The organism is Humibacillus xanthopallidus, assembly GCF_006717145.1.
GTDB lineage: Bacteria > Actinomycetota > Actinomycetes > Actinomycetales > Dermatophilaceae > Humibacillus > Humibacillus xanthopallidus.
Map to the genome: position 1 here is coordinate 964,502 of NZ_VFQF01000003.1, position 23,748 is coordinate 988,249.

General features: G+C 71.3%; 21 protein-coding genes. 9 read left to right on the forward strand and 12 right to left on the reverse strand.

The window, feature by feature from the left end; all coding sequences use genetic code 11:
• Positions 1-7: 7 nt before the first annotated feature.
• The 3 genes from FHX52_RS22440 to FHX52_RS22450 all read right to left on the reverse strand — a co-directional run bounded on the left by FHX52_RS22440 (position 8) and on the right by FHX52_RS22450 (position 3,245).
• Positions 8-616: a hypothetical protein gene (locus FHX52_RS22440; protein WP_141824544.1), complete on the reverse strand. Its 609-nt coding sequence runs from the start codon at positions 614-616 to the stop codon at positions 8-10.
• Between the two features lie 104 nt (positions 617-720).
• On the reverse strand, positions 721-1,980 hold the full coding sequence (locus tag FHX52_RS22445; RefSeq protein ID WP_141824545.1) for a toxic anion resistance protein: 1,260 nt from the start codon (positions 1,978-1,980) through the stop codon (positions 721-723).
• Positions 1,981-2,453: 473 nt separating this feature from the next.
• On the reverse strand, positions 2,454-3,245 hold the full coding sequence (locus FHX52_RS22450; protein ID WP_141824546.1) for a dioxygenase family protein: 792 nt from the start codon (positions 3,243-3,245) through the stop codon (positions 2,454-2,456).
• Between the two features lie 291 nt (positions 3,246-3,536).
• Here FHX52_RS22450 and FHX52_RS22455 point away from each other — a divergent pair, with 291 nt between their 5' ends.
• The 5 genes from FHX52_RS22455 to FHX52_RS22475 all read left to right on the forward strand — a co-directional run bounded on the left by FHX52_RS22455 (position 3,537) and on the right by FHX52_RS22475 (position 8,878).
• Positions 3,537-3,995 (forward strand): GyrI-like domain-containing protein, encoded by a 459-nt coding sequence (locus FHX52_RS22455; RefSeq protein WP_141824547.1) that lies wholly within the window; start codon positions 3,537-3,539, stop codon positions 3,993-3,995.
• A gap of 154 nt (positions 3,996-4,149) precedes the next feature.
• Positions 4,150-6,912: a type I DNA topoisomerase gene (gene topA / locus FHX52_RS22460; RefSeq protein WP_141824548.1), complete on the forward strand. Its 2,763-nt coding sequence runs from the start codon at positions 4,150-4,152 to the stop codon at positions 6,910-6,912.
• 148 nt (positions 6,913-7,060) lie between these two features.
• Complete coding sequence (locus FHX52_RS22465; RefSeq protein WP_141824549.1) at positions 7,061-7,495, forward strand: GNAT family N-acetyltransferase; 435 nt, start codon at positions 7,061-7,063, stop codon at positions 7,493-7,495.
• A 65-nt stretch (positions 7,496-7,560) separates the two neighbouring features.
• A complete protein-coding gene (locus tag FHX52_RS22470; protein WP_141824550.1) occupies positions 7,561-8,352 on the forward strand; it encodes a PIG-L deacetylase family protein in 792 nt (263 codons plus the stop codon).
• Positions 8,353-8,410: 58 nt separating this feature from the next.
• Complete coding sequence (locus FHX52_RS22475) at positions 8,411-8,878, forward strand: SCP2 sterol-binding domain-containing protein (RefSeq protein ID WP_141824551.1); 468 nt, start codon at positions 8,411-8,413, stop codon at positions 8,876-8,878.
• A gap of 90 nt (positions 8,879-8,968) precedes the next feature.
• Here FHX52_RS22475 and FHX52_RS22480 read toward each other — a convergent pair whose 3' ends face one another.
• Positions 8,969-11,197 (reverse strand): NADP-dependent isocitrate dehydrogenase, encoded by a 2,229-nt coding sequence (locus FHX52_RS22480; RefSeq protein WP_221630687.1) that lies wholly within the window; start codon positions 11,195-11,197, stop codon positions 8,969-8,971.
• Positions 11,198-11,325: 128 nt separating this feature from the next.
• Between FHX52_RS22480 and FHX52_RS22485 the strand changes: the two genes are divergently transcribed.
• From FHX52_RS22485 to FHX52_RS22495, 3 genes are all read left to right on the forward strand, one after another.
• Positions 11,326-12,687, forward strand: a complete 1,362-nt coding sequence (locus FHX52_RS22485; protein ID WP_141824553.1) for a serine hydrolase domain-containing protein — start codon at positions 11,326-11,328, stop codon at positions 12,685-12,687.
• Between the two features lie 113 nt (positions 12,688-12,800).
• Positions 12,801-13,259: a DUF6153 family protein gene (locus tag FHX52_RS22490; RefSeq protein WP_141824554.1), complete on the forward strand. Its 459-nt coding sequence runs from the start codon at positions 12,801-12,803 to the stop codon at positions 13,257-13,259.
• 129 nt (positions 13,260-13,388) lie between these two features.
• Positions 13,389-14,039 carry a DUF305 domain-containing protein gene (locus FHX52_RS22495; protein ID WP_141824555.1) on the forward strand — a complete coding sequence of 217 codons (651 nt, stop codon included), beginning with the start codon at positions 13,389-13,391 and terminating at the stop codon, positions 14,037-14,039.
• Positions 14,040-14,288: 249 nt separating this feature from the next.
• On the opposite strand, the gene FHX52_RS22500 is transcribed toward FHX52_RS22495, so the two are convergent.
• The gene (locus FHX52_RS22500; RefSeq protein WP_246070335.1) at positions 14,289-16,373 is read right to left on the reverse strand and encodes an MMPL family transporter; all 2,085 of its coding nucleotides are present in this window, start codon (positions 16,371-16,373) and stop codon (positions 14,289-14,291) included.
• Between the two features lie 61 nt (positions 16,374-16,434).
• Here FHX52_RS22500 and FHX52_RS22505 point away from each other — a divergent pair, with 61 nt between their 5' ends.
• The gene (locus tag FHX52_RS22505; protein ID WP_246070336.1) at positions 16,435-16,974 is read left to right on the forward strand and encodes a MarR family winged helix-turn-helix transcriptional regulator; all 540 of its coding nucleotides are present in this window, start codon (positions 16,435-16,437) and stop codon (positions 16,972-16,974) included.
• 46 nt (positions 16,975-17,020) lie between these two features.
• Here the strand turns inward: FHX52_RS22505 and FHX52_RS22510 are convergent, their stop codons facing one another.
• From FHX52_RS22510 to ddaH, 7 genes are all read right to left on the reverse strand, one after another.
• Positions 17,021-17,875, reverse strand: coding sequence for an anti-sigma factor (locus FHX52_RS22510; protein WP_141824557.1), 855 nt, complete (start codon positions 17,873-17,875; stop codon positions 17,021-17,023).
• Positions 17,859-18,431 carry an RNA polymerase sigma factor gene (locus FHX52_RS22515; RefSeq protein WP_141824558.1) on the reverse strand — a complete coding sequence of 191 codons (573 nt, stop codon included), beginning with the start codon at positions 18,429-18,431 and terminating at the stop codon, positions 17,859-17,861. The genes FHX52_RS22510 and FHX52_RS22515 overlap by 17 nt, the downstream gene beginning before the upstream one ends.
• A gap of 21 nt (positions 18,432-18,452) precedes the next feature.
• Positions 18,453-19,193 (reverse strand): class F sortase, encoded by a 741-nt coding sequence (locus tag FHX52_RS22520; RefSeq protein WP_141824559.1) that lies wholly within the window; start codon positions 19,191-19,193, stop codon positions 18,453-18,455.
• Positions 19,194-19,267: 74 nt separating this feature from the next.
• A complete protein-coding gene (locus FHX52_RS22525; RefSeq protein WP_141824560.1) occupies positions 19,268-20,068 on the reverse strand; it encodes a DUF4397 domain-containing protein in 801 nt (266 codons plus the stop codon).
• Positions 20,069-20,355: 287 nt separating this feature from the next.
• Positions 20,356-21,603 carry an NAD(P)/FAD-dependent oxidoreductase gene (locus FHX52_RS22530; RefSeq protein WP_141824561.1) on the reverse strand — a complete coding sequence of 416 codons (1,248 nt, stop codon included), beginning with the start codon at positions 21,601-21,603 and terminating at the stop codon, positions 20,356-20,358.
• Between the two features lie 356 nt (positions 21,604-21,959).
• Positions 21,960-22,832 (reverse strand): tryptophan-rich sensory protein, encoded by an 873-nt coding sequence (locus tag FHX52_RS22535; RefSeq protein WP_141824562.1) that lies wholly within the window; start codon positions 22,830-22,832, stop codon positions 21,960-21,962.
• A gap of 66 nt (positions 22,833-22,898) precedes the next feature.
• Complete coding sequence (ddaH, locus tag FHX52_RS22540; protein ID WP_141824563.1) at positions 22,899-23,669, reverse strand: dimethylargininase; 771 nt, start codon at positions 23,667-23,669, stop codon at positions 22,899-22,901.
• Positions 23,670-23,748: the final 79 nt, after the last annotated feature.

The window sequence follows — 23,748 nt, forward strand, 5'->3', positions numbered from 1 at the left end:
TCATGCGTCACTCCGGCGGGGCGAGGGGAGAGGGGCTAATGGGTGTGGCGGTGGCGGTGCTGGTCGGCGTGCTGGCGGATGCGCTGGAAGGGGGTGGCGCGGCCTGCACGGCGTCGGGCCCGAGCCCGAGCACCCCTCCCCTCGAGGCCTGCCCGAACTTCTGCTCGAGGAACGCCCCGTGCACGATGATCGCCTCGGCGTCGGCGCGGCACACGGCGTCGTACACCTTGTCCATCGTCGTGCCGAGCAGGTCGAGCTGGTCGACGAGCAGCATGACCGAGCTCTTGCCGCCGGCGATCGGCCGGCTGTCGGCCCAGTCGCGGGGCAGGCGCAGGTAGTTGCCGATCGCGACCGGCAGGTAGTCGGTGGCGGTCGCCATGACGCTGAACCCCTGGGCGCTGCCGATGCCGAGGGTGGTGAGGCGGGGGAGGGTCTGGCGCACGATGCCGGTCACCCGCAGCAGCCGGGAGAGCACGACGCCGGGGACCTTGCCGTCACGGGCCTGCTGCTCGATCGCGTCGAGGGCGCCGAGCAGCTGCTCGGTCGTCGGCGGGCCGGGGCGCGGCGGCTCCGGTGCCTCGGGCTTGTCCAACCCGAACCACGACCGGATCCCCACGTCGATTCCCCTCTACTTCTGGTGCCGGACCGGGTGTGTTGCCGGCGTCCGTGCCGCACCCGTCCATCCTCGCCGAGCGGCCGCCCCGTCGGCGACCCGCCCCCTCACCGACCGGTGCCGAGGTCGAGCAGGCCGGGGGCGACGTTGTCGGCGCGGCGCGCGTCCTGCGTGGCGACCCGCTCGAGGTAGGTGCGCGACTTGGCCACCTCGGTCTCGAGGGTGCCGATCGTCGCGGCCATGTTGTCGAGGGCTCGCACCTTGAACTGGTCGATGGTGTCCATCGTCTCGTAGATGTTGGCGAAGGCCTTCTGGAGCGACTCGATCGACAGCGTCGCGCTCGCCGACTGCTCCTGGATGCGGGCGGAGTTCTGCTTGAGCGCCTCGGACGTGCGCTCGATGATGCCCGAGGTCGTCGTGTTGAGCGCCGTGATCTGGTCGAGGACGAGCTGCTGGTTGTTGAGGGCCTGCGCGACGATGACGGCGGTGCGCAGCGCCGACACCGTCGTCGTCGTCGCCCGGTCGACGCCCTTGATGAGCTCGATGTTGTTCTTGATGATGATGTCGATCGCGAGGTAGTTCTGGATCGACACCGCGAGCTGGGTCAGCAGGTCCTGGTGCTTCTGGCGCACGTAGAAGAGGACGTCCTCGCGCAGCGCCTTCGCCTTCTCGGGGTCGGTCGCCTCGAGCGTCGCGACCTGGGCGGCCAGCTTGGCGTCGAGCCGCTCGGCGACGTAGACGTACTGGTTGAGCCGGCCCATCGACTCCCACAGGGTCTTCTTCTCGAGGTTGAGCGCGACGTTGTCCTTGACGAGCTCGTCCTGGCCGGACTGGAGCGCGTGGAGGATGCCGTCGAGGTGGCTCTGCGCCGACTGGTACTTGCGGAAGTAGTCGGTGACCTTGTCGCCGAAGGGGATCATGCCGAGGAACTTCTTCGCGCCGGTGGCCTGACCGGGGTCGAGGTCCTCGACGGTCTCGCGCAGGTCGAGCAGGGTCTTGCCCACCTTGGAGTTGCCCGACAGGCCGCCCTCGTTGAGCGCCTTGACCGGCATCTGGAGCATGCGGTTGCTGCTCTCGGCGGCGAACTTCACCTCGTCGTTGCCCATCATGCGCACGTCGGTCGCCTTGGCCTCCCACTCGGGCGAGCGCGAGGCCGCCTTGAGGAGCGAGTCGAGGTAGGTGTCGACCTTGGCGTCGAGGCCGGGCAGGGCGGCCTCGGGCACGGCCGGTGCCATCTTGGGGGCGGCGGTCTCGGCGACGGGCGCCGAGGGGGCCGGGGCCGTGAGGATGAAGGCGTCAGCAGTCGGCGGCGCGAGCTGCTGCACCTGCGCGGCCTGGGCGGCCTGGGCGGCGGGCTGGTCGGTCATCTCGAACGGGGTCCTTCCCTCTGAGCCGGCCACGTCGGCGACGCGACCGAAGTCCTCACGCGCACAGCGGCATAAGGGATGCGTCGGCGCGGCGACGGGGCCCCGGGGTGAGTTGCTGGGGTCCGGTGTCGCGCCCGCTGGCGTACGGCCACTCTACGTGCCGCGCGCGTGGGACGGGGTAGGCATTCACACGGTTCCACCGAGGTTCCGGGGTGCCCTCGGGGTTGTCCCCGACCCGGTCTCAGGACGACCCCGGGGCCGGAGTCAGGGGGCCGGTCCCGGGGACTCCCTGAAGGGGCGACCACGGCTCGAAGTCAGGGGAGGTTCCGAGCCGCGGTCGCGAGTGTGGGGCCCCACACGATGAGAACGGAGGGGGTTACCGGTGAGTTCCCGACTGCTCCGGGGTCAGCGACGCCGAAGCGACAGGTCGGCGTGGGCGCCCGTCACCAGCCGGTATGCCGTGGGGCGGGCTCTCAGCTGAACTGCCAGGAGCGCTTCGACAGGCCGAACCAGAAGCCGTCGATGACGCTCTTGTTGTCGAGGCCGCCAGACGCGTAGGCCGCGCCGAGGGTCACGAAGAGGGGCGCGAAGTGCTCGGTGCGCGGGTGGGCCTCGCGGGCCGCCGGGGCCTTGTCGAGGAAGTCGAGCAGGCTGTCGACGTCCTGGGCCTTCATGGCCTCCTGCGCCCAGTGGTCGAATTCGGCGCTCGCCTGGGGCGGGGTGCCGTCGGGGCCGGCGTGCGGGTTGAACCAGCGCAGGTTGTGGGTCGTGAAGCCCGAGCCGACGATGAGCGTGCCCTGCTCGCGCAGCGGCGCGAGGCGACGGCCGATCTCGAAGAGGCCGCGGGGGTCGAGCGTCGGCATCGACATCTGGAGCACCGGCACGTCGGCGTCGGGGAACATCTCCTTGAGCGGCACGTAGGCGCCGTGGTCGAGCCCGCGGGACTCGTCGCGGTGGACCGAGGTGCTCGATGCCTGGCCGGGGGCCGTGAGGAGCTTGGTGACCTCGTCGGCGAGGCCCGGCGCGGCGGGCGCGTCGTAGGTGACCTCGTAGTAGTGCTGCGGGAAGCCCCAGAAGTCGTAGGTGAGCGGTGCGCCGGTCGTGCTGCCGAGCGTCGTCGGCGCGTCCTCCCAGTGGGCCGAGACCATGAGCACGTTGCTGGGCTTGGGCAGGTCGTCGGACCAGGCGGCCAGCTCAGCGGTCCAGCGCTCGTCGTCGGCGAGCGGCGGTGCGCCGTGGCTGAGGTAGAGCACGGGGGTGGTCATGGCGGGTCCTTCCACAAGTTGTTGAACTCTAAACTATCACGGGAACGCCGACCGTCACCCCAGTATTTCCTCGCAGACCAATCGAAAGAGCAGTTCGTCGGCAGCACGCGAGCCCGCAGACCAATCGAAAGAGCAGTTGGTCGCCCTGCCGCGTGCCCGTCGCGTGGGCTCGAAGGGGCGACAAACTGCTCTTTCGATTGGGCACGAGGAGTCCGTCGGGGTGGAGCGGCGTCGCTCCAACGGGCCCTTCGGCCCTGTCGAGGCGGTGCTGCCGCGTGCAAGCGTGGTGGCATGACCGAGATCCGGATTGTTGACCTGACCGAGCAGCACACGGCGGTCGTGCACGAGAAGGTGCCGATGGCAGAGCTCACGAGCTTCTTTGCCCGCGCGTTCGAGGACACGATGCGCGCCATCCGGGCGCAGCGCGATGCACCCGTCGGACCTCCGTTCGGCGCCTACCACGGTCCGCCCGGTGAGTTCGTCGACGTCGAGGCGGGCTTCCCCGTCGCGGCCCCCATCGCCGACGCAGACGGGGTCGTCGCAGGCACCCTGCCGGGTGGCCGCGCAGTCGAGGCGGTGCACGTCGGTCCCTACGACACCATGACCAGCACGTACGGCGAGATCGAGGCCTGGATGGCCGAGCACGGTGTGACGCCCGGGCCGCTCATGTGGGAGAGCTACCTCACCGACCCCGGCGACGAGCCCGACCCGTCGACGTGGCGCACGCTCATCGTCTGGCCCACCGCCTGAGGGTCCGAGCCTCCGCAACCCGGCCTCACGGCATACGCCGAGGTGTGACTGCGATGCGGCCGACCTTGACACCTGCTGTTACGGTCGAGCCGCGTCCACGCCGATGCAGCGACGAATCCGCTGCACGTGAGATGCGGGAAGTAGAAGGTGCACCATGGCCGCAGGCAAGGGCCGCAAGCTCGTCATCGTCGAGTCGCCCGCCAAGGCGAAGACCATCGCCGGCTATCTGGGAGGCGACTTCGAGGTCGAGGCGTCGGTCGGACACATCCGCGACCTGCCCAACCCGTCGGAGCTGCCCGCCGACATGAAGAAGGGGCCCTACGGCAAGTTTGCCGTGGACGTCGACAACGGCTTCGACCCCTACTACGTCGTCGACCCGGACAAGAAGAAGAAGGTCGCCGACCTCAAGCGCCTCCTCAAGGACGCCAGCGAGCTCTACCTCGCCACCGATGAGGACCGCGAGGGCGAGGCCATCGCGTGGCACCTGCTCGAGGCGCTGAAGCCGCGGGTCCCTGTCAAGCGCATGGTCTTCCATGAGATCACCCGCGAGGCGATCCAGCGCGCCGTCAACGACACCCGCGAGATCGACACCGCGATGGTCGACGCCCAGGAGACGCGCCGCATCCTCGACCGCCTCTACGGCTACGAGGTGAGCCCGGTCCTGTGGCGCAAGGTCCGCCAGGGCCTGTCGGCCGGCCGCGTCCAGTCCGTCGCGACCCGCATGGTCGTCGAGCGCGAGCGCGAGCGCATGGCGTTCGTCCGCTCGTCCTACTGGGACGTCGAGGGCGACTTCACGCCCGACGGCGCGAGCCAGCAGTTCACCGCGCGACTGTCGGCCGTCGACGGCACCCGCGTCGCCACCGGCCGTGACTTCGCCGACGACGGGCGTCTGACGGGCAAGGGCGTCGTTCACCTCGACGAGGCGCTCGCGACTCGGATCGCGGAGGCGTGCCTGCCCCTCACGGCGCGCGTCACCGACGTCCAGGAGAAGCCCTACACGCGCCGCCCGTCGGCGCCCTTCACGACCTCGACCCTCCAGCAGGAGGCCTCGCGCAAGCTGCGCCTCAGCAGCAAGAACGCGATGCGCGTCGCGCAGCGGCTCTACGAGAACGGCTACATCACCTACATGCGCACCGACAGCACGACGCTGTCGGACGCCGCGACGACCGCCGCTCGCAGCCAGGCCCGCGACATGTACGGCGCCGAGTACGTGCCCGACAGCCCGCGCCGCTACGAGAAGAAGGTCAAGAACGCGCAGGAGGCCCACGAGGCCATCCGCCCCGCGGGCGACCGCTTCCGCTCTCCGGCCCAGGTCGCGGGCGAGCTGCGCGGCGAGGAGTTCGCGCTCTACGAGCTCATCTGGAAACGCACCGTCGCCTCGCAGATGGCCGACGCCCGGGGCTCGACCGCCACCGTCAAGCTCGCCGTCGACACGGCACTCGAGGGTGCCCAGTCGGTCGAGTTCAGCGCGAGCGGCACCGTCATCACCTTCAAGGGCTTCCTCGCGGCATACGAGGAGGGGCGTGACGACGAGGCCACGGCCCGCGCGGACGCCGCCGCCGAGGAGCGCCGCCTGCCCAAGCTGTCGGCGGGGGTCGCGCTCGAGGTCGTGCGCGCCGAGGCCGACGGCCACGAGACGAGCCCGCCCGCCCGCTACACCGAGGCCACCCTCGTCAAGGCGATGGAGGAGCGCGGCATCGGCCGCCCGTCGACGTATGCCGCGACGATCGGCACGATCCAGGACCGCGGTTACGTCTTCACCAAGGGCCAGGCCCTCGTGCCGACGTGGCTCGCCTTCGCGGTGACGCGCCTGCTCGAGGAGCACTTCGGCAATCTCGTCGACTACGAGTTCACCGCCTCGATGGAGGAGGACCTCGACCGCATCGCGGGCGGCGAGGAGGGCCGGGTCGAGTGGCTCAAGCGCTTCTACTTCGGTGACGAAGCCACCTCTGCGGAGGGCCTGCGCCACCTCGTCGACGACCTCGGTGAGATCGACGCCCGCGAGATCTCGACCATCCCGCTCGGCGACGGCATGGTCGTGCGCGTCGGCCGCTACGGCCCCTACGTCGAGGAGGTCGTGCCTGCCGGCATCAACCTCGAGACGGGCGAGGTGGCCGAGGGCGCCGAGGTGCCGGCGACGCCGCGCCGCGCCACGATCACCGACGACATCGCGCCCGACGAGATGACGCCGGCGCGAGCCCGCGAGCTGCTCGACGCCGCCGCCGACGACGGCAAGGTGCTGGGTCGTGACCCCGAGACCGGGCACGAGATCGTCGCCAAGGCGGGCCGTTACGGCCCGTACGTCACCGAGGTGCTGCCCGAGACCGAGGACGAGGCGCCGGCCAAGGGCCGCAAGAAGGTCGCCAAGGCCAAGCCCCGCACCGCGTCGCTCTTCAAGGACATGGAGCTGTCGACGATCGATCTCGACGCTGCGCTGAAGCTGCTGTCGCTGCCGCGCGTCGTCGGTGCGGATGCCGACGGGGTCCCGATCACCGCGCAGAACGGTCGCTACGGTCCCTACCTCAAGAAGGGCACCGACTCGCGCTCGCTCGCGACAGAGGCGCAGATCTTCGACATCACGCTCGACGAGGCGCTCGCCATCTACGCCCAGCCCAAGCAGCGTGGGCGGGCAGCCGCCACGCCGCCGCTCAAGGAGCTCGGCGCCGACCCCGTGAGCGGCAAGCCGGTCGTCGTCAAGGACGGCCGCTTCGGCCCCTACGTCACCGACGGCGAGACGAACGCGACCCTGCGCAAGGACGACGACCCCGAGTCGATCACGCCGGAGCGCGGCTTCGAGCTGCTCGCCGAGAAGCGCGCCAAGGGTCCGACGACCCGCAAGCGTGTCGTGAAGAAGACGGCGAAGAAGTCGACGGCCAAGAAGGCGACCACCCGCAAGACCGCGGCCAAGAAGGCCTGACCTTCTCCGGCAATCGAGAGAGCAGTTCGTCGGCCCACCGAGGCCGATGAACTGCTCTCTCGATCAGGGGTATGCCGTCCGGGGCCCATGAGGTATGCCGTCCGGCGGGCTTGACCACGGCGGCGTCCGGCGCGCTAGCGTCGCGTCCGTGATCGAGACCCGACGCCTCGAGCCCGCCGACCGCGAGCGGTGGGAGGAGCTCTTCCGCGCCTACATCAGCTTCTACGAGCGCGAGCTCGACCAGACGGCATACGACAGGGCGTGGCGCGAGTTCGCCTCGGACGCAAAGCTGCACGCGCTGGGAGCGTGGCTGGATGGACGGCTCGTGGGCATCACCCACTTCCTTGTCCACCCGAGCACGAGCGAGCCGGACCTCTGCTACCTCGAGGACCTCTTCACCGACCCGGAGGTGCGCGGTCGGGGCGTGGCCCGTGCGCTCATCGAAGCCGTGCGGGAGTGGGCCCGCGAGCACGGGTGCGGCAGCGTCTACTGGCAGACGCACGAGACCAACGTGGTGGCCCGGCGGCTCTACGACGACGTCGCGCGCGACGAGGGCTACATCGTCTACACGCTGCCGGTGTGAACGACCCCTGTCGGGCCGTGGTGCCGGCGGATCGGACTGTCGGCCAGGGGTGAGAGGCTGACCCCATGGCAACCGTGGTGTTCGTGCACGCCCACCCCGACGACGAGGCGTCCCAGACGGCCGGGTCGATGGCCCGCGCCGCGAAGGAGGGCCATCGCGTCGTCCTCGTCGTCGCGACCAACGGCGACCACGGTGACGCCCCCGACGACCTCGCGGACGGTGAGACTGTCGTCCACCGGCGCCGGGTCGAGGCGGCCGCCTCCAACGCGGTCATCGGCACGCACCGGGTCGAGTTCCTCGGCTACAGCGACTCCGGCATGACCGGGTGGGCGCAGAACGACCACGACGAGAGCTTCGTGCGCGCCGACACCGAGGAGGCGGCGCAGCGGCTGGCCGCGATCCTCCGCGAGGAGGCTGCCGACGTCGTCGTCGGCTACGACTGGCACGGCGGCTACGGCCACCCCGACCACGTCAAGGTCCACGCGGTCGCGCGGAGGGCGGCCGAGCTCGCCGGCACCCCGCGCTACCTCGAGTCGTCGATGAACCGCACGGCCATGATCCGCGGGCACGAGGCTGCCCTGGCGGCAGGTCTCGACGTCGGCGACTGGGACCCCAGCCAGCCGATGGACGACGGCAACCCGCTCGGCAGCCTCGAGAGCGAGCTGCACTGGGCCTGCGACGTCAGCGACTTCCTCGAGGTCAAGCGCGAGGCGCTGCGCGCGCACGCGAGTCAGTCCGACGCCCAGGGCATGCTCCAGATGCCCGAGCAGATGTTCGCCGCCGGCTTCGGCGTCGAGCACTTCATCGAGCCGGGCCGTCCCGACGGCATGGTCGTGGGGTGGTTCCTCGACGGGTGAGGCCCCCGTGCCCTACTCTCCGGTAACAAAGCCCTGTGACCCCGCCGAGAGGACCCCGATGCCCGCCATCGACTTCAGGACCGCCACGCCCGACGAGCTCGCGGCGATCGACCCCGCCGAGTTCATCGAGGCGGTGAAGGCGATGTCAGACCGCGACCTCAAGGAGCTCATGGAGGGCCCCAACCGCGGTGCGATCGTCGAGTCGATCTTCACCCGGATGCCGCAGCTCTTCCGCCCCGAGCGGGCCGGCTCCACGTCGGCGACGACGCACTGGACCCTGACCGGCCGCCCCGACGGTGGCTCCGACGACTGGACGGTGCGGGTCGCCGACGGCGTCTGCACCGTCCTGCGCGGTCACGACGGGAGCTCGACGCTGGGCCTGACGATGGCGCCCGTCGACTTCATCAAGCTCATCACCAAGACGGGCAACCCGGTCATGATGTTCATGACGGGCAAGCTCAAGGCCCGCGGCGACGTCGCGCTCGCGGCCAACCTCGCCGGCTGGTTCGACGTCCCCTCTCGCTGACGGCGCCGGCCCCCTAGCGGGTCCTGGACCGGACGCACCGCGCCCACCCGACCACGTGGTCGGGTGGGCGCGGTGCTCTGTCCTTGCGCGTCAGGGCAGGGTGGCGATGATCTCGTTGAAGGTCTTCGACGGGCGCATGACCGCGTCGACCAGGGCGGGGTCGGGGCGGTAGTAGCCGCCGATGTCGACCGGGTGACCCTGTGCGTCGACGAGCTCCTTGGAGATCGTCGCCTCGTTGTCGGCGAGGGCCTGGGCGACCTGCGCGAACTTCGCCGCCAGCTCGGTGTCGTCGGTCTGCGAGGCGAGCTCCTGCGCCCAGTAGAGCGCGAGCCACACGTGGCTGCCGCGGTTGTCGATCTGGCCGACCTTGCGGGCCGGGCCCTTGTTCTCGTCGAGCAGACGACCGGTCGCACGGTCGAGCGTCTGGCCGAGCACGCGCGCCCGCGCATTGTCGGTCACGTCGGCGAGGTGCTCGAAGCTGACCGCGAGGGCGAGGAACTCGCCGAGGCTGTCCCAGCGCAGGTAGTTCTCCTTGACGAGCTGCTGCACGTGCTTCGGGGCCGAGCCGCCGGCGCCGGTCTCGAAGAGCCCACCGCCGTTGATGAGCGGGACGACCGAGAGCATCTTGGCCGAGGTGCCCAGCTCGAGGATCGGGAAGAGGTCGGTGAGGTAGTCGCGGAGCACGTTGCCGGTGACGGAGATCGTGTCCTCACCCTTGCGGATGCGGGCGAGCGAGTAGGCGATCGCGTCGGTCGGCTTCATGATCAGGGTCGTCAGGCCGTCGGTGTCGTGGTCGCCGAGGTACTCCTTGACCTTCGCGATGAGGTTCGCGTCGTGGGCGCGGTCCTCGTCGAGCCAGAAGATCGCCGGCTGGCCCGTGGCGCGGGCGCGGGTGACGGCGAGCTTGACCCAGTCGCGGATCGGCACGTCCTTGGTCTGGCAGGCGCGCCAGATGTCGCCGGCTGAGACGGGGTGCTCGAGGAGCGCCACGCCGGAGCCGTCGACGACCCGCACGGTGCCGTCGGCCGGGATCTCGAAGGTCTTGTCGTGGCTGCCGTACTCCTCGGCGGCCTGCGCCATGAGCCCGACGTTGGCGACCGAGCCCATCGTGGCCGGGTCGTAGGCGCCATGGGCGCGGCAGTCGTCGAGGACGACCTGGTAGATGCCGGCATACGAGCTGTCGGGCAGGACGGCGAGCGTGTCCTCCTCGGCGCCCGCGCGGTTCCACATGTGGCCCGACGTGCGGATCATCGCCGGCATCGACGCGTCGACGATGACGTCGCTCGGGACGTGGAGGTTGGTGATGCCCTTGTCGGAGTCGACCATCGCGATGGACGGCCCGTCCTCGAAGCCCTTCGCCACGGCGGCCTCGACCTCTGCGCGCTGGTCGGCGGGCAGGCCCTCGACGGCCTTGAGCACGGCGCCGAGCCCGTCGTTGGGGGAGGCGCCGACGGAGGCCAGCGCGTCGGCATACGTCTCGAAGACGCTCGGGAAGAAGGCGCGCACGACGTGGCCGAAGATGATCGGGTCGGAGACCTTCATCATCGTGGCCTTGAGGTGCACGGAGAAGAGGACGCCCTCCTCCTTGGCGCGCTGGACCTGCTCGGAGAGGAAGTCGCGCAGCTTGGCGACGTCCATGAACGTCGCGTCGACGACCTCGCCCGCGAGGACGGGGATCGACTCCTTGAGCACGGTCGTCGTGCCGTCGGCGGCGACGTGCTCGACGCGCAGGGTGTCGTCGGCGGCGAGGACGACGGACTTCTCGTTGTGGCGGAAGTCGTCGGCGCCCATCGTCGCGACGTTCGTCTTGGAGTCGCTGCTCCACGCACCCATCGAGTGGGGGTGCTTGCGCGCGTAGTTCTTGACGGAGGCGGGGGCGCGGCGGTCGGAGTTGCCCTCTCGCAGAACGGGGTTCACCGCCGAACCCTTCACCTTGTCGTATGCCGCCCGCGCCGCCAACTCGTCGTCGGTGGTCGGGTTGTCGGGGTAGTCGGGCAGGGCGTAGCCAGCGGCCTGCAGCTCGGCGATCGCTGCCTTGAGCTGCGGGATCGAGGCCGAGATGTTGGGCAGCTTGATGATGTTGGCCTCGGGGGCCTTGGCCAGCTGGCCGAGCTCTGCGAGGGCGTCACCGACCCGCTGCTCCGGCGTCAGGGCGTCGGGGAAGGAGGCGATGATGCGGCCCGAGAGCGAGATGTCGCGCGTCTCCACCTCGACCCCGGCCTGGCGGGCGAACGCCGAGACGATCGGCAGCAGCGAGGCGGTCGCGAGAGCGGGCGCCTCGTCGGTGTGCGTGTAGATGATCGTCGAGTCAGTCACCATTGGCTCCATTCGAGGTCCGAAGAAATCTTGACATCAAGATATCGGATGGGTGGCGGCCGTGGGGCCGCCGTCCCATCCTGCCGGGGTGCTCTGCGCCACGCCAGAGCGCCGGTCCTAGGGTGGGCGGCGTGACCGCAGCTGCCCCCATCGAGGACTCGACCGCACGCCACCTCAGCCACCTGCTCGCCGCCGAGCAGCGCACGAGCCGCCTGCCGTCCGTCGCCGCCGGCATCGTGCGCGACGGGTCGCTCGCCTGGTCCGATGCCGTCGGCACGCTCGACGGCCGCGCCACGGGCGACACGGCGGACGCCGACACGCAGTACCGGATGGGCTCGATCACCAAGACCTTCGTCGCCGTCGCCGTGCTCCAGCTGCGCGACCGCGGACGCCTCGACCTGCTCGACCGTTTCGGCGAGCACGTGCCAGGCACCGCGTTCGGCGACGTGACGATCGCCCAGCTGCTGTCGCACGGTGCAGGCCTGCAGGCCGAGACCGAGGGTCCGTGGTGGGAGCGCACGGCCGGCCTCGGCTGGGACGACCTCGCCGCCTCCCCGGTGCGCCAGCGCTTCCGTGCCGGCCGCCGCTTCCACTACACCAACGTCGGCTTCGCGGCCCTCGGCGAGCTCGTCGCCCGCGCGCACGGCGCCGACTGGTTCGAGGTCATCCGCCGCGACCTGCTCGAGCCGCTCGGCATGACGCGCACCACGACCCGACCGACCGGCAAGTCCGCGCAGGGGCTCGCCGTGCACCCCTTCGCCGACGTGCTGCTGCCGGAGCCCGAGCACGACGCGGGCGCGATGGCGCCGGCCGGCCAGCTGTGGTCGACCGTCGAGGACCTCGGCCGCTGGGCGGCCTTCGCGGGCGGTGACACCGGCGACGTGCTCGCCGCCGACACCCTCGAGGAGATGCTCGAGCCGCACACTCTCGCCGACAACCCGGGCCAGCCGTGGACCGCCGCGCACGGGCTAGGTTGGCAGGTGTGGAACCTTGCAGGACGGAAGTATGCCGGCCACGGCGGCTCGATGCCCGGCTTCCTCGCCGGGTTGCGCGTCGACGTCGAGACGGGTGACGGCGTCGTCGTGCTCGCCAACACCACCGCCGGTATGCGTCCCGTGGGCTCCGACCTGCTGGCCGCCTTCGTGGAGCGCGAGCCCCGTGTTCCGCAGGTGTGGCACGCGAGCGGGGACGCCTCCGTGCTCGACGTCGTCGGCATGTGGCACTGGGGCCCGTCGGTCACTGTCGCCCGGGCCGTCGGGGAGCACCTCGTGCTCGGTGAGCCGGGTCAGGCTCGAGGGTCGCGCTTTGCGCCCGTCGGCGATGACGAGTGGGTCGGGCTCGACGGCTACTACACGGGCGAGCCGCTACGGCTGGTCCGGCGCTCTGACGGCACCCCGTCGCACCTCGACCTCGCGTCGTTCCGCTTCACCCGGACGCCCTACGACGCGGACGCCGACGTGCCGGGTGGCGTCGACGACGCGGGTTGGCGCTGACGACGCAGGCTCGTGCAGACGAGGCTGGTGCAGACGACCTGGGCCGGCGCGGACGGCTCTGGTCCGCGCAGGCGGCCCCTGCCGAGCCCGACAGGCTCGCCTAAACTGGCGGCGTGACGCCCTCCGGACACCAGCGCCGCCGCTCTCAGGCGCGTCTGAGCCGCTGGCTGCTCGTGCTCGTCACCCTGGTGCTGGCGCTCGGCGTCGTCGTCATGCACTCGCTCGGCATCGGACACCACGGCTCCTCCCACCTCTCGCCGGGCGGCGCGTCGTCGGTGACAGCAGGAGCCGCGCACGCCCACGAGCAGACCGGCCACCACGTGGCCGCCGCGGAACCGAGCGCCCCCTCGCCGGGCGGCGAGTCGAGTCAGGCAGCGCGTCACGGAGCAAGCGTCATGTGTCTCGCCGTCCTGCCGCTGCTCCTGCTGCTGCGGCGTGGCGGTCGTGCCTGGTTCGCCCGTGCCGTGGCCGCAGCCCGACGTCCGGTCGTGGCGGTGCCGGGCTCGTGGCTGACCATCCGTGCCCGACCGCCCGGCTCGATCCTGTCGGAGCTCTGCATCCTGCGCACGTGACAGGGCCCGGACGGTCGTCGGGCGACATCGCCGGCGCTCGTCCCGCTGTGCAGCCGCGCGTCGACAGCGCGTCGACCGCCCGTGCTGCAGTCCGTCACGCATGCCCAGACCCAGGACAGGAACCGACCCATGAAGCGCACGATCCGTCATGCCAGCAACGCCGCCGTCAGCCTTGCGGTGGCCCTCACCCTCGCCGCGTGCGGCAGCTCCGACCACTCGGGCGGCGCGCACGAGAGCATGTCGAGCGCGACCGGAAGCGCGTCCGTCACGGCGCCCGCTGCATCGGCCGACCACAACGCCGCAGACGTCACCTTCGCGACCGACATGATCCCGCACCACCAGCAGGCGGTCGAGATGGCCGATCTCGCCGCTGAGCGCGCGAGCGACGCCCAGGTCAAGAGACTCGCGGTCGCCATCAAGGCGGCCCAGGACCCTGAGATCCAGACCATGAGTGGGTGGTTGTCGACGTGGGGCCAGCCCGTGCCCTCCGACACCGACGGTCACGACATGTCTGACATGGACCACGGGGACGGCGCCACGATGGAGGGGATGATGACCGACGAGGAGATGCAGCGGCTCGCGGCAGCCTCTGGAGCGGCCTTCGACCGGCTGTGGCTGGAGCTCATGATCAAGCACCATATGGGCGCGGTCGCCATGGCCGAGACCGCGACGGCGTCGGGCAAGAATGCCGATGTGGTGGCCTTGGCGCAGGAGATCATCACAGCGCAGAAGGCCGAGATCGCGACGATGCAGCAGCTGCTCCCGACCATCACCGGCTGACGCGCTGAGGGGCGAGAACAAGAACGTGGGCCACGCGCCTGCAGGGAGGCGGCGCGTGGCCCACGGTGCCGAGGCCAGCTGGGGGGTGCTGCCTCGGCGGGGGAGGAGATGGTGGGGTTCATCAGCCTCGAGACCTCAAGCATGGCCCTCGAAACCCGATCTGTCTAGGGTTTGTCGAATGTTGGTGACGTGTCTGACGGCAGCGCCGTCCGACACGGCACCACGGTGCCCGCCGCCGTCCGGCGGTGGTCAGTGGCTGGGGGAGGGGGTGGCAGTCGCCCCCTCCCGGTCCGCCTCCTCGAGCTCTGCGGCCGGCGCAGCCTTGTGGGCCGAGACCCGCCGTGGCCACCAGAAGCGGTCGCCGAGAACGACCGCGATGGCCGGCACGAGCAGGGTGCGCACGACGAGGGTGTCGAGGAGCACGCCGATGCAGATGATGACGCCGATCTGGGCGAGCACGACGAGCGGCAGCACGCCGAGCACCGCGAAGACGGCGGCGAGCAGGATGCCGGCGCTCGTGATGACGCCACCCGTCGCAGCGAGGCCCCGCAGCATGCCCTCCCGTGAGCCGTGCTGCCGTGCCTCCTCGCGCGCCCTCGTCACGAGGAAGATGTTGTAGTCGACGCCGAGGGCCACGAGGAAGACGAAGGCGAAGAGGGGGGCGCCGTCGTCGAGAGCCGTGAAGTTGAAGACCTTGCTGAAGATCCACCAGCTGGCGCCGATGCTGGCGAGGTAGGTGGCGACGACGGTGGAGACGAGCACGATCGGAGCGAGGAGCGACCGCAGCAGCACGACGAGGGCGAGGAGGACGAGCGCCAGCACGAGCGGGAAGATGACGAGCCGATCACGCGTCGAGGCCTCCGCCTGGTCGAGGGCCACGGCCTCGGTGCCGGCGACGTGGCTCTCGGGCAGGGCCGTCAGGGCGGCGCGCAGGGCCACGACGGTGTCGGCGGCTGCCTCGGAGCCCGGGGCCGCCTCGATGACCGCGTCGATCTCTGCCACCCCGTTGCCCTGGTTGACCATCCGAGCGCCGGCGATGCCCTCGACGCCCTTCGCGGCGGTGGTCACGGCCTGCGGGTCATTCGTCGTCATGATGATCGCCGGGTCGGCACTGCCGGCCGGGAAGGACCGCGCGAGACGCTCGCTGGCGGCGATCGCCTCGGGCTTCTGGAGGAACTGGTCGGACGTCTTGAGGCCGGTGTCGACGAAGGCGATGCCGGATGCCAGGACGGCGAGCCCGATGAGGGTGATGCTGATGATCCGCTTGGGGTGCGCGGCGACACGGTCGCCGACCTTGCGCCACAGCGACTGCCCGTCCGCCAGGGCTGCCTCGCCCTCGCGCGGCACGCGCGGCCAGAAGATCCAGCGGTCGAAGATGACGAGGGCTGCCGGCAGCACGAGGAGCACGAAGGCCGCAGCCACGACGATGCCGACGGCGCAGGCGAGCCCGAGGCCGCGCGTCGCCGGGAAGAGCGAGAGCAGCAGCGTCAGCAGGCCGAGGACGACGGTGACCGAGCTGGAGAGAACCGCTTCTGCCGTGCGGCGCAGCGCGAGCGACATCGCCTCGCGCCGGTCGTGGTGGCTGCGCAGCTCGTCGCGATAGCGCGAGATGAGCAGCAGGGCGTAGTCGGTTCCGGCGCCGAAGACGAGCACCGAGAGGATGCCGATCGTCGACTCGTCCCACACGACGTCGAACGCCGCGAGGGTGTGGGTGGCGAGCACGGAGGCCAACCGGTCGGCCACGCCGACGACGATGAGCGGGAAGATCCAGAGGATCGGGCTGCGGTAGGTGATGACGAGCAGCAGTGCGACGACCGAGGCGGTCGCGATGAGCAGGCGGGTGTTCGCTCCGGAGAAGACGGCGGCGAGGTCGGCCTGCACTGCGGCAGGCCCGGTGACCTGGGCGGTGACGCCCTCGGGCAGATCGGCCTTGACGGTGGCCCGGATCTGCTTCACGGCCTCCGCGGTCGCGGTGGCGTCGTTGGTGTCCACCGGAACGACGGCGAGCACTGCCGTGCCGTCCTCACTGCGCTGCACCGGCACCCGACCGGCGCCCGGCACCTCGGCGAGCCGTGACTCGATCGCGCTGACGGCGCTCTGGGAGAGCTGTCCGGACTCCGTGCTGAAGATGACGACGGCCGTCGACCCCTCCGCCTCCGGGAGCTGCTCGCGCAGCGCGACCGCCGCCGCGCTGTCCGAACCGATGGGCAGGGCATCGGTCGCCGACGCCGTGCGCGTCGCCTCACCGACGACTGATACGACTCCCATCGCACCGCCCAGGGCGAGGATGACGATGGCCACCGCCCACCACTTGCGTGTGATCCTGTCTGTCACCGAACGCACGAGTACCTCCGCTAGGATGAGTAATCTGGTTACTCAGAAGATTACTAAGTTGGTGAGTGACATTAGCAGCAAACAGAGCGACCGCCAATCGCCGCCCGACCGCGGCGGCCCGCCCTCCGGCGCCGACGCACAGCAGCGCGCCAGCGCCGCCACCGGCGTGCCCAACTGGCAGCTGACGGGAACGCTCTCGGCCCTGCAGGAGCTCGTCGAGGTCGCGGAGGCGGTGCCGGCAGTCGTCGCGCGCCAGGCCGGGCTCAGCACCTCCGAGCTGCACTCGCTCCGCCACCTCATGCGTGGCCCGATGGGCCCCGTCGACCTCGCCAAGGTGCTCGGCGTGACCTCGGCGGCCTCGTCGGGTGTCGTCGACCGCCTCTGCAGCCACGGCCACGCCGTGCGGCGGGCGCACCCCGACGACGGTCGTCGCACCGAGGTCGTCATCACCGACAGCGGGCGCGCCGAGGTCACCGCCCGCATGAGGCCGATGTTCGTCGCTCTCGCGGAGCTCGACGCCTCCTTGACCGACGACGAGCGGGTCGTCGTCGAGCGCTACCTGCGGGGCGCGACGGCTGCCATGCACGACCTCGTGACCTGAGCGGCCCGGCCGAGTGAGACCCGGCGAGACTCGGCCGGGCCCCTGCTCAGGCAGGCAGCTTGCCGCGCAGCAGGCTGTCGCCCGAGTGAGCTGGTGAGCCATCGAACTTCTCCCGCGAGATGTCGACGATGACGTAGCCCTCGTCGATGAGCGTCTGGCTGATCGGGAACGACGCCTTGTCGCCGGGCGCGAGGACTCCCACCGACACCATGCGCTTGCCGTCGGAGTTGAGCAGCCACACCTCGAGGTAGCCGTCACCCGCGTCGAGCGGCTTCGACGTCGCGACCGTGAGGTCGAGCCCGTCGGCAGAGCGCACCACCGCCGCCTTGCCCTCGTCCTGCTTCGTGTCGAGGGTCGACAGGGCCACCTGGGCGACGGGCTGCACGGGCGTGTCGGGCTGCCAGATGGCGCGTCCGGCGAGCAGCCCGATGGCGAGGCTCGCCGCCGCGAGCCCGGCGCCCCATCCGACGGACAACCGGCGTCCCCGCCCGCCGCGGTCGCGCTCGTGGCGGCCCGCGCGCCGGCGTTCCAGCTCGTCGTCGGTATGCGGGGTGGCGGGCTCCCGCCGCGCCGGCGCGGCGGGCGGCAGGTCGTCTGAGGTCGGCTCGTCGGCGTCGAGCTCGTCGGCGTCGAGCCCGTCGGCGTCGAGCCCGTCGGCGTCCAGCTCCTCGGTGCTCAGGTGGTCGGTGATGCGGCCCCAGACGGCGTCCGTTGGAGCCTGCCAGGTGACCGACGGTGGGGCGGCGGCGACGAGGGCGGCAGTGTGGCGTAGCTCCGCGACGGTGGCAGCGCAGGTGTCGCAGCCGTCGACGTGGGCGGACACGGATGCGGAGACGGACGGCGAGACGGTGCCGTCGCCGACGGCGAGATCGACGAGCTCGTCCTCAGTGGGATGAGACACGCTCCACCTCCTTCATCCGGTCCCTCAGTGCGATGAGTCCTCGCCGCACGTGGCTCTTGACGGTGCCGAGTGGCAGGTCGAGGGTCTGTGCGATGTCCTCGTGGGTACGGTCCTCGACGAAAGCCATTCGGAGCACGGTCGCTCTCGGATCGCCCATCCGCTCGAGCTCGTGCACGAGCAGGAGTCGTTCGGCCCAGTTCGAGTCGTCGACCGTGACGGGTGACGTGGCCACCTCGGAGGCGACCGCCTGCATGTTGCGATGACTCCGGTAGCGCTCCGTGCGCACGTCGGCGACTCGGTGCTTCGTGATGCCGACGAGCCACGCCGCGGGCGAGCCGAGGTCGGGCTGCACCGTGTGGCGACCTCGCCACGCCGCGACGAAGACCTGCTGGGTGACGTCCTCGGCGTCCTCGCGGGTGCCGAGGCTGCGCAGGGCGATGGTGTGCACGAGGGTGGACCACCGGCGGTACATCTCGGCGAGCGCCTCCTGGTCGCCCGCTCGCAGCCTGACGGCGAGGTCGGCGGCCTCGACATCCGGGTCGTCATGCACGTGCACGAGCCCACCCTAACCACGCCCTCACGACACCGGGGTGGCGGTGACGACGATGTTGCGGTCATAACGCCGTGCCTCGGGGTCGAAGGTGCCGCCACAGGTGACGATGTGCAGCACCGGCGCACCGTCACGGGCGAAGAGCGTCGGGAGGTCGAGCTGGGACTTGCGGATGCTGCGGACGTCGCTCACGGCATACCGCGTCGTCGTGCCCCCTGAACGCACGACGAGCGTGTCACCCGGGCGCAGGTCCTCGACGGCGGCGATCGGGCCGGTGCCGTAGCCCGGCATGTCGAGGTGAGCCGCGAGCACGGTGGCGCCTCGGGGATCGCCCGGGCGGGGGCCGAACTCGTACCACCCGACCTCGGCCGGAGTGCGCGGGAGCGCCATCTCGCCGTCACGGGCCACCCCGACGGGCTTCACCGGCATGTCGATGCCGAGCCGCTTGATGGTGAGCCGGGTCGGAGCGGGAAGGGTGCTGGCCACGGCCTGGGTGGCAGGTCGCGCCTCCGGCTGGGAGGCCGCCGCCCCGGTCGGTGCGGGTGCGGTCGCCGAGGCTGCGGCTGCCGGGGCGAGGGAGTCGGCCTCCGGGACCCCCGACAGGGCATCGGAGGGCCGGGTGACCCAGAAGGTGACGAGCCCCGCCAGGAGGGCGACCGCAAGGGCTGCGGCCACCCCCCTGGCTCCGCCCGAGCGTCCGGAGCCGCCGGCGACACCCGGCTCCGCGGTCCGGTGGGGGACCGGCGAGGGGGCGCGGTGTCGGGTCATCGGCTCGGTGCTCTCGGTGCTCTCGAAGGTGCAGGGGTCGTGGATCTGGTCCGGCTGGTGTGGCCGACCGGCGGTCAGCGCACCGCAGCGGCGCGGCGACGACCGGCGAGCACGAGGCCTCCGGCGAGGGCCGAGGCGCCGGCGACGGCGGCCCAGCGAGCCGCTGCCGAGGAGTCGTCACCCGCGCCCGCGGGGACGCCACCGGGAGCGGAGTGCATGCCGGTCAGCACCTGCGTGGCGAGGGCGAGGTTCTTGTCGGCCGCGCTGCCCCAGGCGTAGACGATGGTGTTCGTGCCCTCCTTGAGGTTGACGTCGGCCGGGCCGATCGCGACGGTGTCGGTGCCGGCGAGCACGACGTCGGCCTTGATCGTGCCGGCGGCGAGGTCGGCCTTCGCCTCGTTGGGGTTGGTGAGGTCCTTGAAGGCGACCTGACCGTTGGCGCGCACGTCGACCGCGGGAGCCGCGGCCGTGTGGCGCACCGTGATCCGGGCCTTGCCTGCTGCGATCGACGAGGTGTCGTTGACGTAGGGCGTCAGCACGGGCTTGCCGCTCTCGTCGAGGTGGGCCACGACGGTGATGTTGGCGTTGCCGGGCACCTTGACGTCGTTTGCCTCGATGACGGCAGCGCCGCCCGCCCCTGCCCCGGCCGCGGTCACCTTGAGGTCGTAGGTGCCCTCGGGGAGCATCAGCGGGTCGGTCAGGGTGCCGGGCTTGAAGTCGGTGAGCAGTGCCTTGCCGTTGGCGTAGACGTCGACGGTCGCTCCGGGCACGGCGTGCAGGATCGACACGGTGGCGTCAGCCGCGTGGGCCGGAGCGGCCAGGGCGACGGGGGCGAGGGCGAGGGACGCGACGGCGGCGATGCGAAGGGTCTTCATGAGGAGGTCCTTTCAGAGGGGCGCGTGCTGTGAGCTGCCTGGTGGGATCTGCATGAGCGGTCCTGCTGTCGTGACGACGGCATGTGGTGACCGTCTGCCCCTTCTTCCGCGGCAGCGCGCCATCCGGATGCAGCTCGGCCCGACTTTCTTCGGACGCGGTCTCGAGACAGGCGTCAGGCGCGCCTCACGACCCCGATCGAAAGAGCACTCCGTCGACCGCGGGAACCCTCAGCCAAGACCGCGCCTCACGACCCCGATCGAAAGAGCAGTTCGTCGGGTGGGCTTTCTCAGCCGAGGTGGGAGCTGACGGCCTCGGCGGCGCGCTGGCCGGAGACGAGGGCGCCCTGGATCGACGCGGTGTCGCGGTGGTCGCCGCACACGAAGACGCCGTCGCCGAGCGTCACCGTCGAGCGCACCTCGAGCGGCGGCGCCATCGCGGTCAGGGCGGCGTCGACCCGGTGTCGCGTGACGGTGCGCCAGCCGGCCGTGCCGCAGCCGTAGATCTCGCCGACGTGGCGCAGCACCTCGGCCTCGGAGGCGTCGCCGTCGGGCCGGTCGAGCAGGCAGGTCGCCTCGACGAGGTGCCGCGCCGGGGGCGCATAGCTCGGGGCGGTGGCCGTGAGCACGGCGGTGTTCCACACCGGACCGGGCACGTTCTCCGTGCGCCGTCCGTCGACGGCGATGAGGGGGAGGCGCGTGGGCGGCTCGGGCGCCTCGAACCACCACGTGACGAGGCCCTTCGTCGAGGGCTCGGGGATCGGGGTGAGCTGGGCCGCGCCGATCGGGTCGGTGGCCACGACGACGGCACGGCTGCGCACGGGCGCACCGTCGACCTGGACGTCGACCCCGTTGTCGCGGGGGGTGATCGACTCGACGCGGTGGCCGAGCCGAACGCGGTCTCCGAGGGGTGCGGCGAGCTGCTCGGGCAGGGCCTTCATGCCGCGGGCGGGCACGGCCGGCCGTCCGAGCGCGAACATCCGCACGAGGAGCTTGGTGAAGTTCGCCGATGACGCCCCGTGGCTGTCGACGAGCACGCCGGCGAGGAAGGGGTCGATGACCTCGTGACGCAGCCGTCCGGTGACACCCGCCTCGTCGAGCGAGTCAGCCAGCGTCGAATCCGGTTGGCGCATCATGGATTTCGGGTCGGCGATCGCACGCGCCGTCCACCGGGTCACACCGACGAGCTCGCGCGGGTGGAGGTATCCGCTGCGCATCGTCTGGGCGAGCAGCCGGGGCTCGCGCACCGGGTCGGCCACGACCTGCAGCCCGTCGAACCGTCGCACGAGCACGCCCGAGCCGAAGGGCTTGAGGTCGAGGGCGCCGACGTCGACCCAGCGCCGCACCGCCGGGTAGGCGGGGTTGAGCACCTGGAAGCCGCGGTCGCAGCGGAAGCCGTCGATGACGTCGGTGCGGACCCGCCCGCCGACGCCGTCGCCGGACTCCAGCACGATCACGTCGTGGCCGAGATCGGTCAACCGCCGCGCACAGCGCAGCCCGGCCAGACCAGCACCAACGATGACGACGTCAGCGTCCACGAACGGATCACCTCACAGCTCGAGTGGCCCCCGGGGCAGCCTAGTGGTCGGGAGCTCGAAACGGACGTTCCGCCCCCATCGGTCTGCGGCACCCCGGGCGGCCCTCGAACCCATACCCACCACCCGCACTCGAGTGGCCTCCCCGTCACACCGGCCCCGTATACCGTCTGCCTCCACCCGCACTCGAGTGGCCTCCCCGTCACACAGGTCCGGTATGCCGTCCGCCACTACCGCATTCGAGTGGCCTCCCCGTCACACGAGTCCGGTATGCCGTCCGCCACGACCGCACTCGAGTGGCCGCTCCGTCACACCGGCCCCGTATGCCGCCGGTCCCCTGAGGTCGTGGCCGCTCCCTGTCAGCGGGCGCCGGCGGTGGCCTTCGCCCGGCTGTCGGTCGCGGCGGGCTGCGCACGGCGGGCCATCCAGACCGCGGCGAGCACGACGACAGCCGCGACGGCCGCCGCGACTCCTGTTGCGGCAGAGGAGGGCTCGCTCGTGAGGCGTCCGACGGCGATCCACCCGAGGCCCCACGCCATGGCCGCGGCGATCGCCCAGCGCGCGCCGAGACGGCGTGCGAAGACGACTCCGAGAACGGCGGCGACGGCGATCACGACGACCGCGGCCACCTGCGAGCCGACGGCGCCGAGGTCGACGCCCGAGTCGACGAGGGCCGCCGTGATGTTGGCGCAGGTCGCCACCGCCACCCAGCCGAGGTAGAGCCCGAAGGTGCAGTCGAGCACGATCCGCTCCGGCCACGACCGGGCCGGCTCGGCGCCGAGCCGGACGACGAGTAGCCCGAGCACGAGCGCGAGGGCGAGGATGACGACGACGCTCACCCAGATCCAGCCCTGCTGCGTGACGAGCAGCCAGGCCGCGTTGAGCAGCATCGAGGCGGCCGCCAGCCAGCCGGTGCTCCGCACCCGCTCGCGAGTGGCGTTGCGGGCGGGCAGCTGCCACACGGCATACGCGAGCAGGCCGAGGTAGATGACGCTCCAGATGCTGAAGGCGGGCCCTGCCGGCGCGATGAGCGTCGCCGTCGCCGCGAGGGCGCCGCCCGACGACTCCTCGACGCGGGTGCCGAGGACGCCGACGCCGACGAGGGTGCCGAAGACGCAGAGCACCTCGGCGACGACGACGGCGACGCGGCGGACCTGGTCGGCCGTCGTCAAGGTGTTTCCGTCGGGGTGGGTCGTCGCTGCGGTCGTGCCGCGGGTGGGTCGGTCGGACATCGTCAGGCCTCCGGTTCAGTCGCTAACCTGATTGCTCACTTGCTTAACGACCGTAACAGAGATCGCTCAGCCGCGAAGTCTCACCGACAGGCAGGTCACGCAGCCCTCGACCTTCTCGAACTCCGAGATGTCGACCGTCGTCACGTCGAGCCCGCGCTCCTCGAGCAGCTGCGCGGTGCGCGGTGCGGCTGCCGACAGGAGCACCGACGCGCCGCCGAGCAGCACGACGTGAGCGCCGGATTCCTCTGGGACAGCGAGGAACCGGTTCCACACGGTGGGGTCGTCGACGAGCGGGGGATAGCCGATGATGCTGCCGTCAGGCAGCGCCGTCACCGCCGACTTGAGGTGGAGCACCTTCGTCACCGGCACGGGCACGACCTCGACGCGGTGACCCGCGAGCGCGGCCCGCAGCTGGTCGACGCCGGAGCTGTTGGTACGGCCGCCGACTCCGACCCAGATCGTGCGGCCGTGCTTGAGCACGTCTCCGCCGTCGAGCGTTCCGGGAGCGGTGATCTCGCTGACGCGGTAGCCCTGCGACTCCACGGCCTCACGCACGCCCACCTGCTCGGCCCGTCGCTCCGGCGCGCCCGACCGGCACAGCACGGCGACGTCGCCGTGCACGACGACCTGGTCCTCGATGAAGACGCCGTCGGGGCAGTCGTCGACGGGAGGCACCTCGATGACCGACCAGCCCCGGCGCTGCAGGACGTCGATGTACTCCTGCCACTGGCGCATCGCGAGACCCGGGTCGACGGCACCGGAGCGCGCGATGTGGGTCACGAGCCCGTCCGCCAGACGGGGCGAGGGTCGGCGGACGAGAGCGAGGCGACGATGCACGCGCTCACTCTAGGGTGACCGCCCCGCCGACGGCGTCCCAGCGCCTACCGTGTGAGGAGGAGTGACGGCATACGGCGGC

Coding starts and splice junctions, on each gene's coding strand:
- FHX52_RS22455 (WP_141824547.1), top strand. CDS start 3,537: ATGACCGAGATCCGGATTGTTGACCTGACCGAGCAGCACACGGCGGTC.
- topA (WP_141824548.1), top strand. CDS start 4,150: ATGGCCGCAGGCAAGGGCCGCAAGCTCGTCATCGTCGAGTCGCCCGCC.
- FHX52_RS22475 (WP_141824551.1), top strand. CDS start 8,411: ATGCCCGCCATCGACTTCAGGACCGCCACGCCCGACGAGCTCGCGGCG.
- FHX52_RS22445 (WP_141824545.1), bottom strand. CDS start 1,980: ATGACCGACCAGCCCGCCGCCCAGGCCGCCCAGGCCGCGCAGGTGCAG.
- FHX52_RS22535 (WP_141824562.1), bottom strand. CDS start 22,832: ATGTCCGACCGACCCACCCGCGGCACGACCGCAGCGACGACCCACCCC.
- FHX52_RS22480 (WP_221630687.1), bottom strand. CDS start 11,197: ATGGTGACTGACTCGACGATCATCTACACGCACACCGACGAGGCGCCC.
- FHX52_RS22450 (WP_141824546.1), bottom strand. CDS start 3,245: ATGACCACCCCCGTGCTCTACCTCAGCCACGGCGCACCGCCGCTCGCC.
- FHX52_RS22470 (WP_141824550.1), top strand. CDS start 7,561: ATGGCAACCGTGGTGTTCGTGCACGCCCACCCCGACGACGAGGCGTCC.
- FHX52_RS22525 (WP_141824560.1), bottom strand. CDS start 20,068: ATGAAGACCCTTCGCATCGCCGCCGTCGCGTCCCTCGCCCTCGCCCCC.
- FHX52_RS22520 (WP_141824559.1), bottom strand. CDS start 19,193: ATGACCCGACACCGCGCCCCCTCGCCGGTCCCCCACCGGACCGCGGAG.
- FHX52_RS22495 (WP_141824555.1), top strand. CDS start 13,389: ATGAAGCGCACGATCCGTCATGCCAGCAACGCCGCCGTCAGCCTTGCG.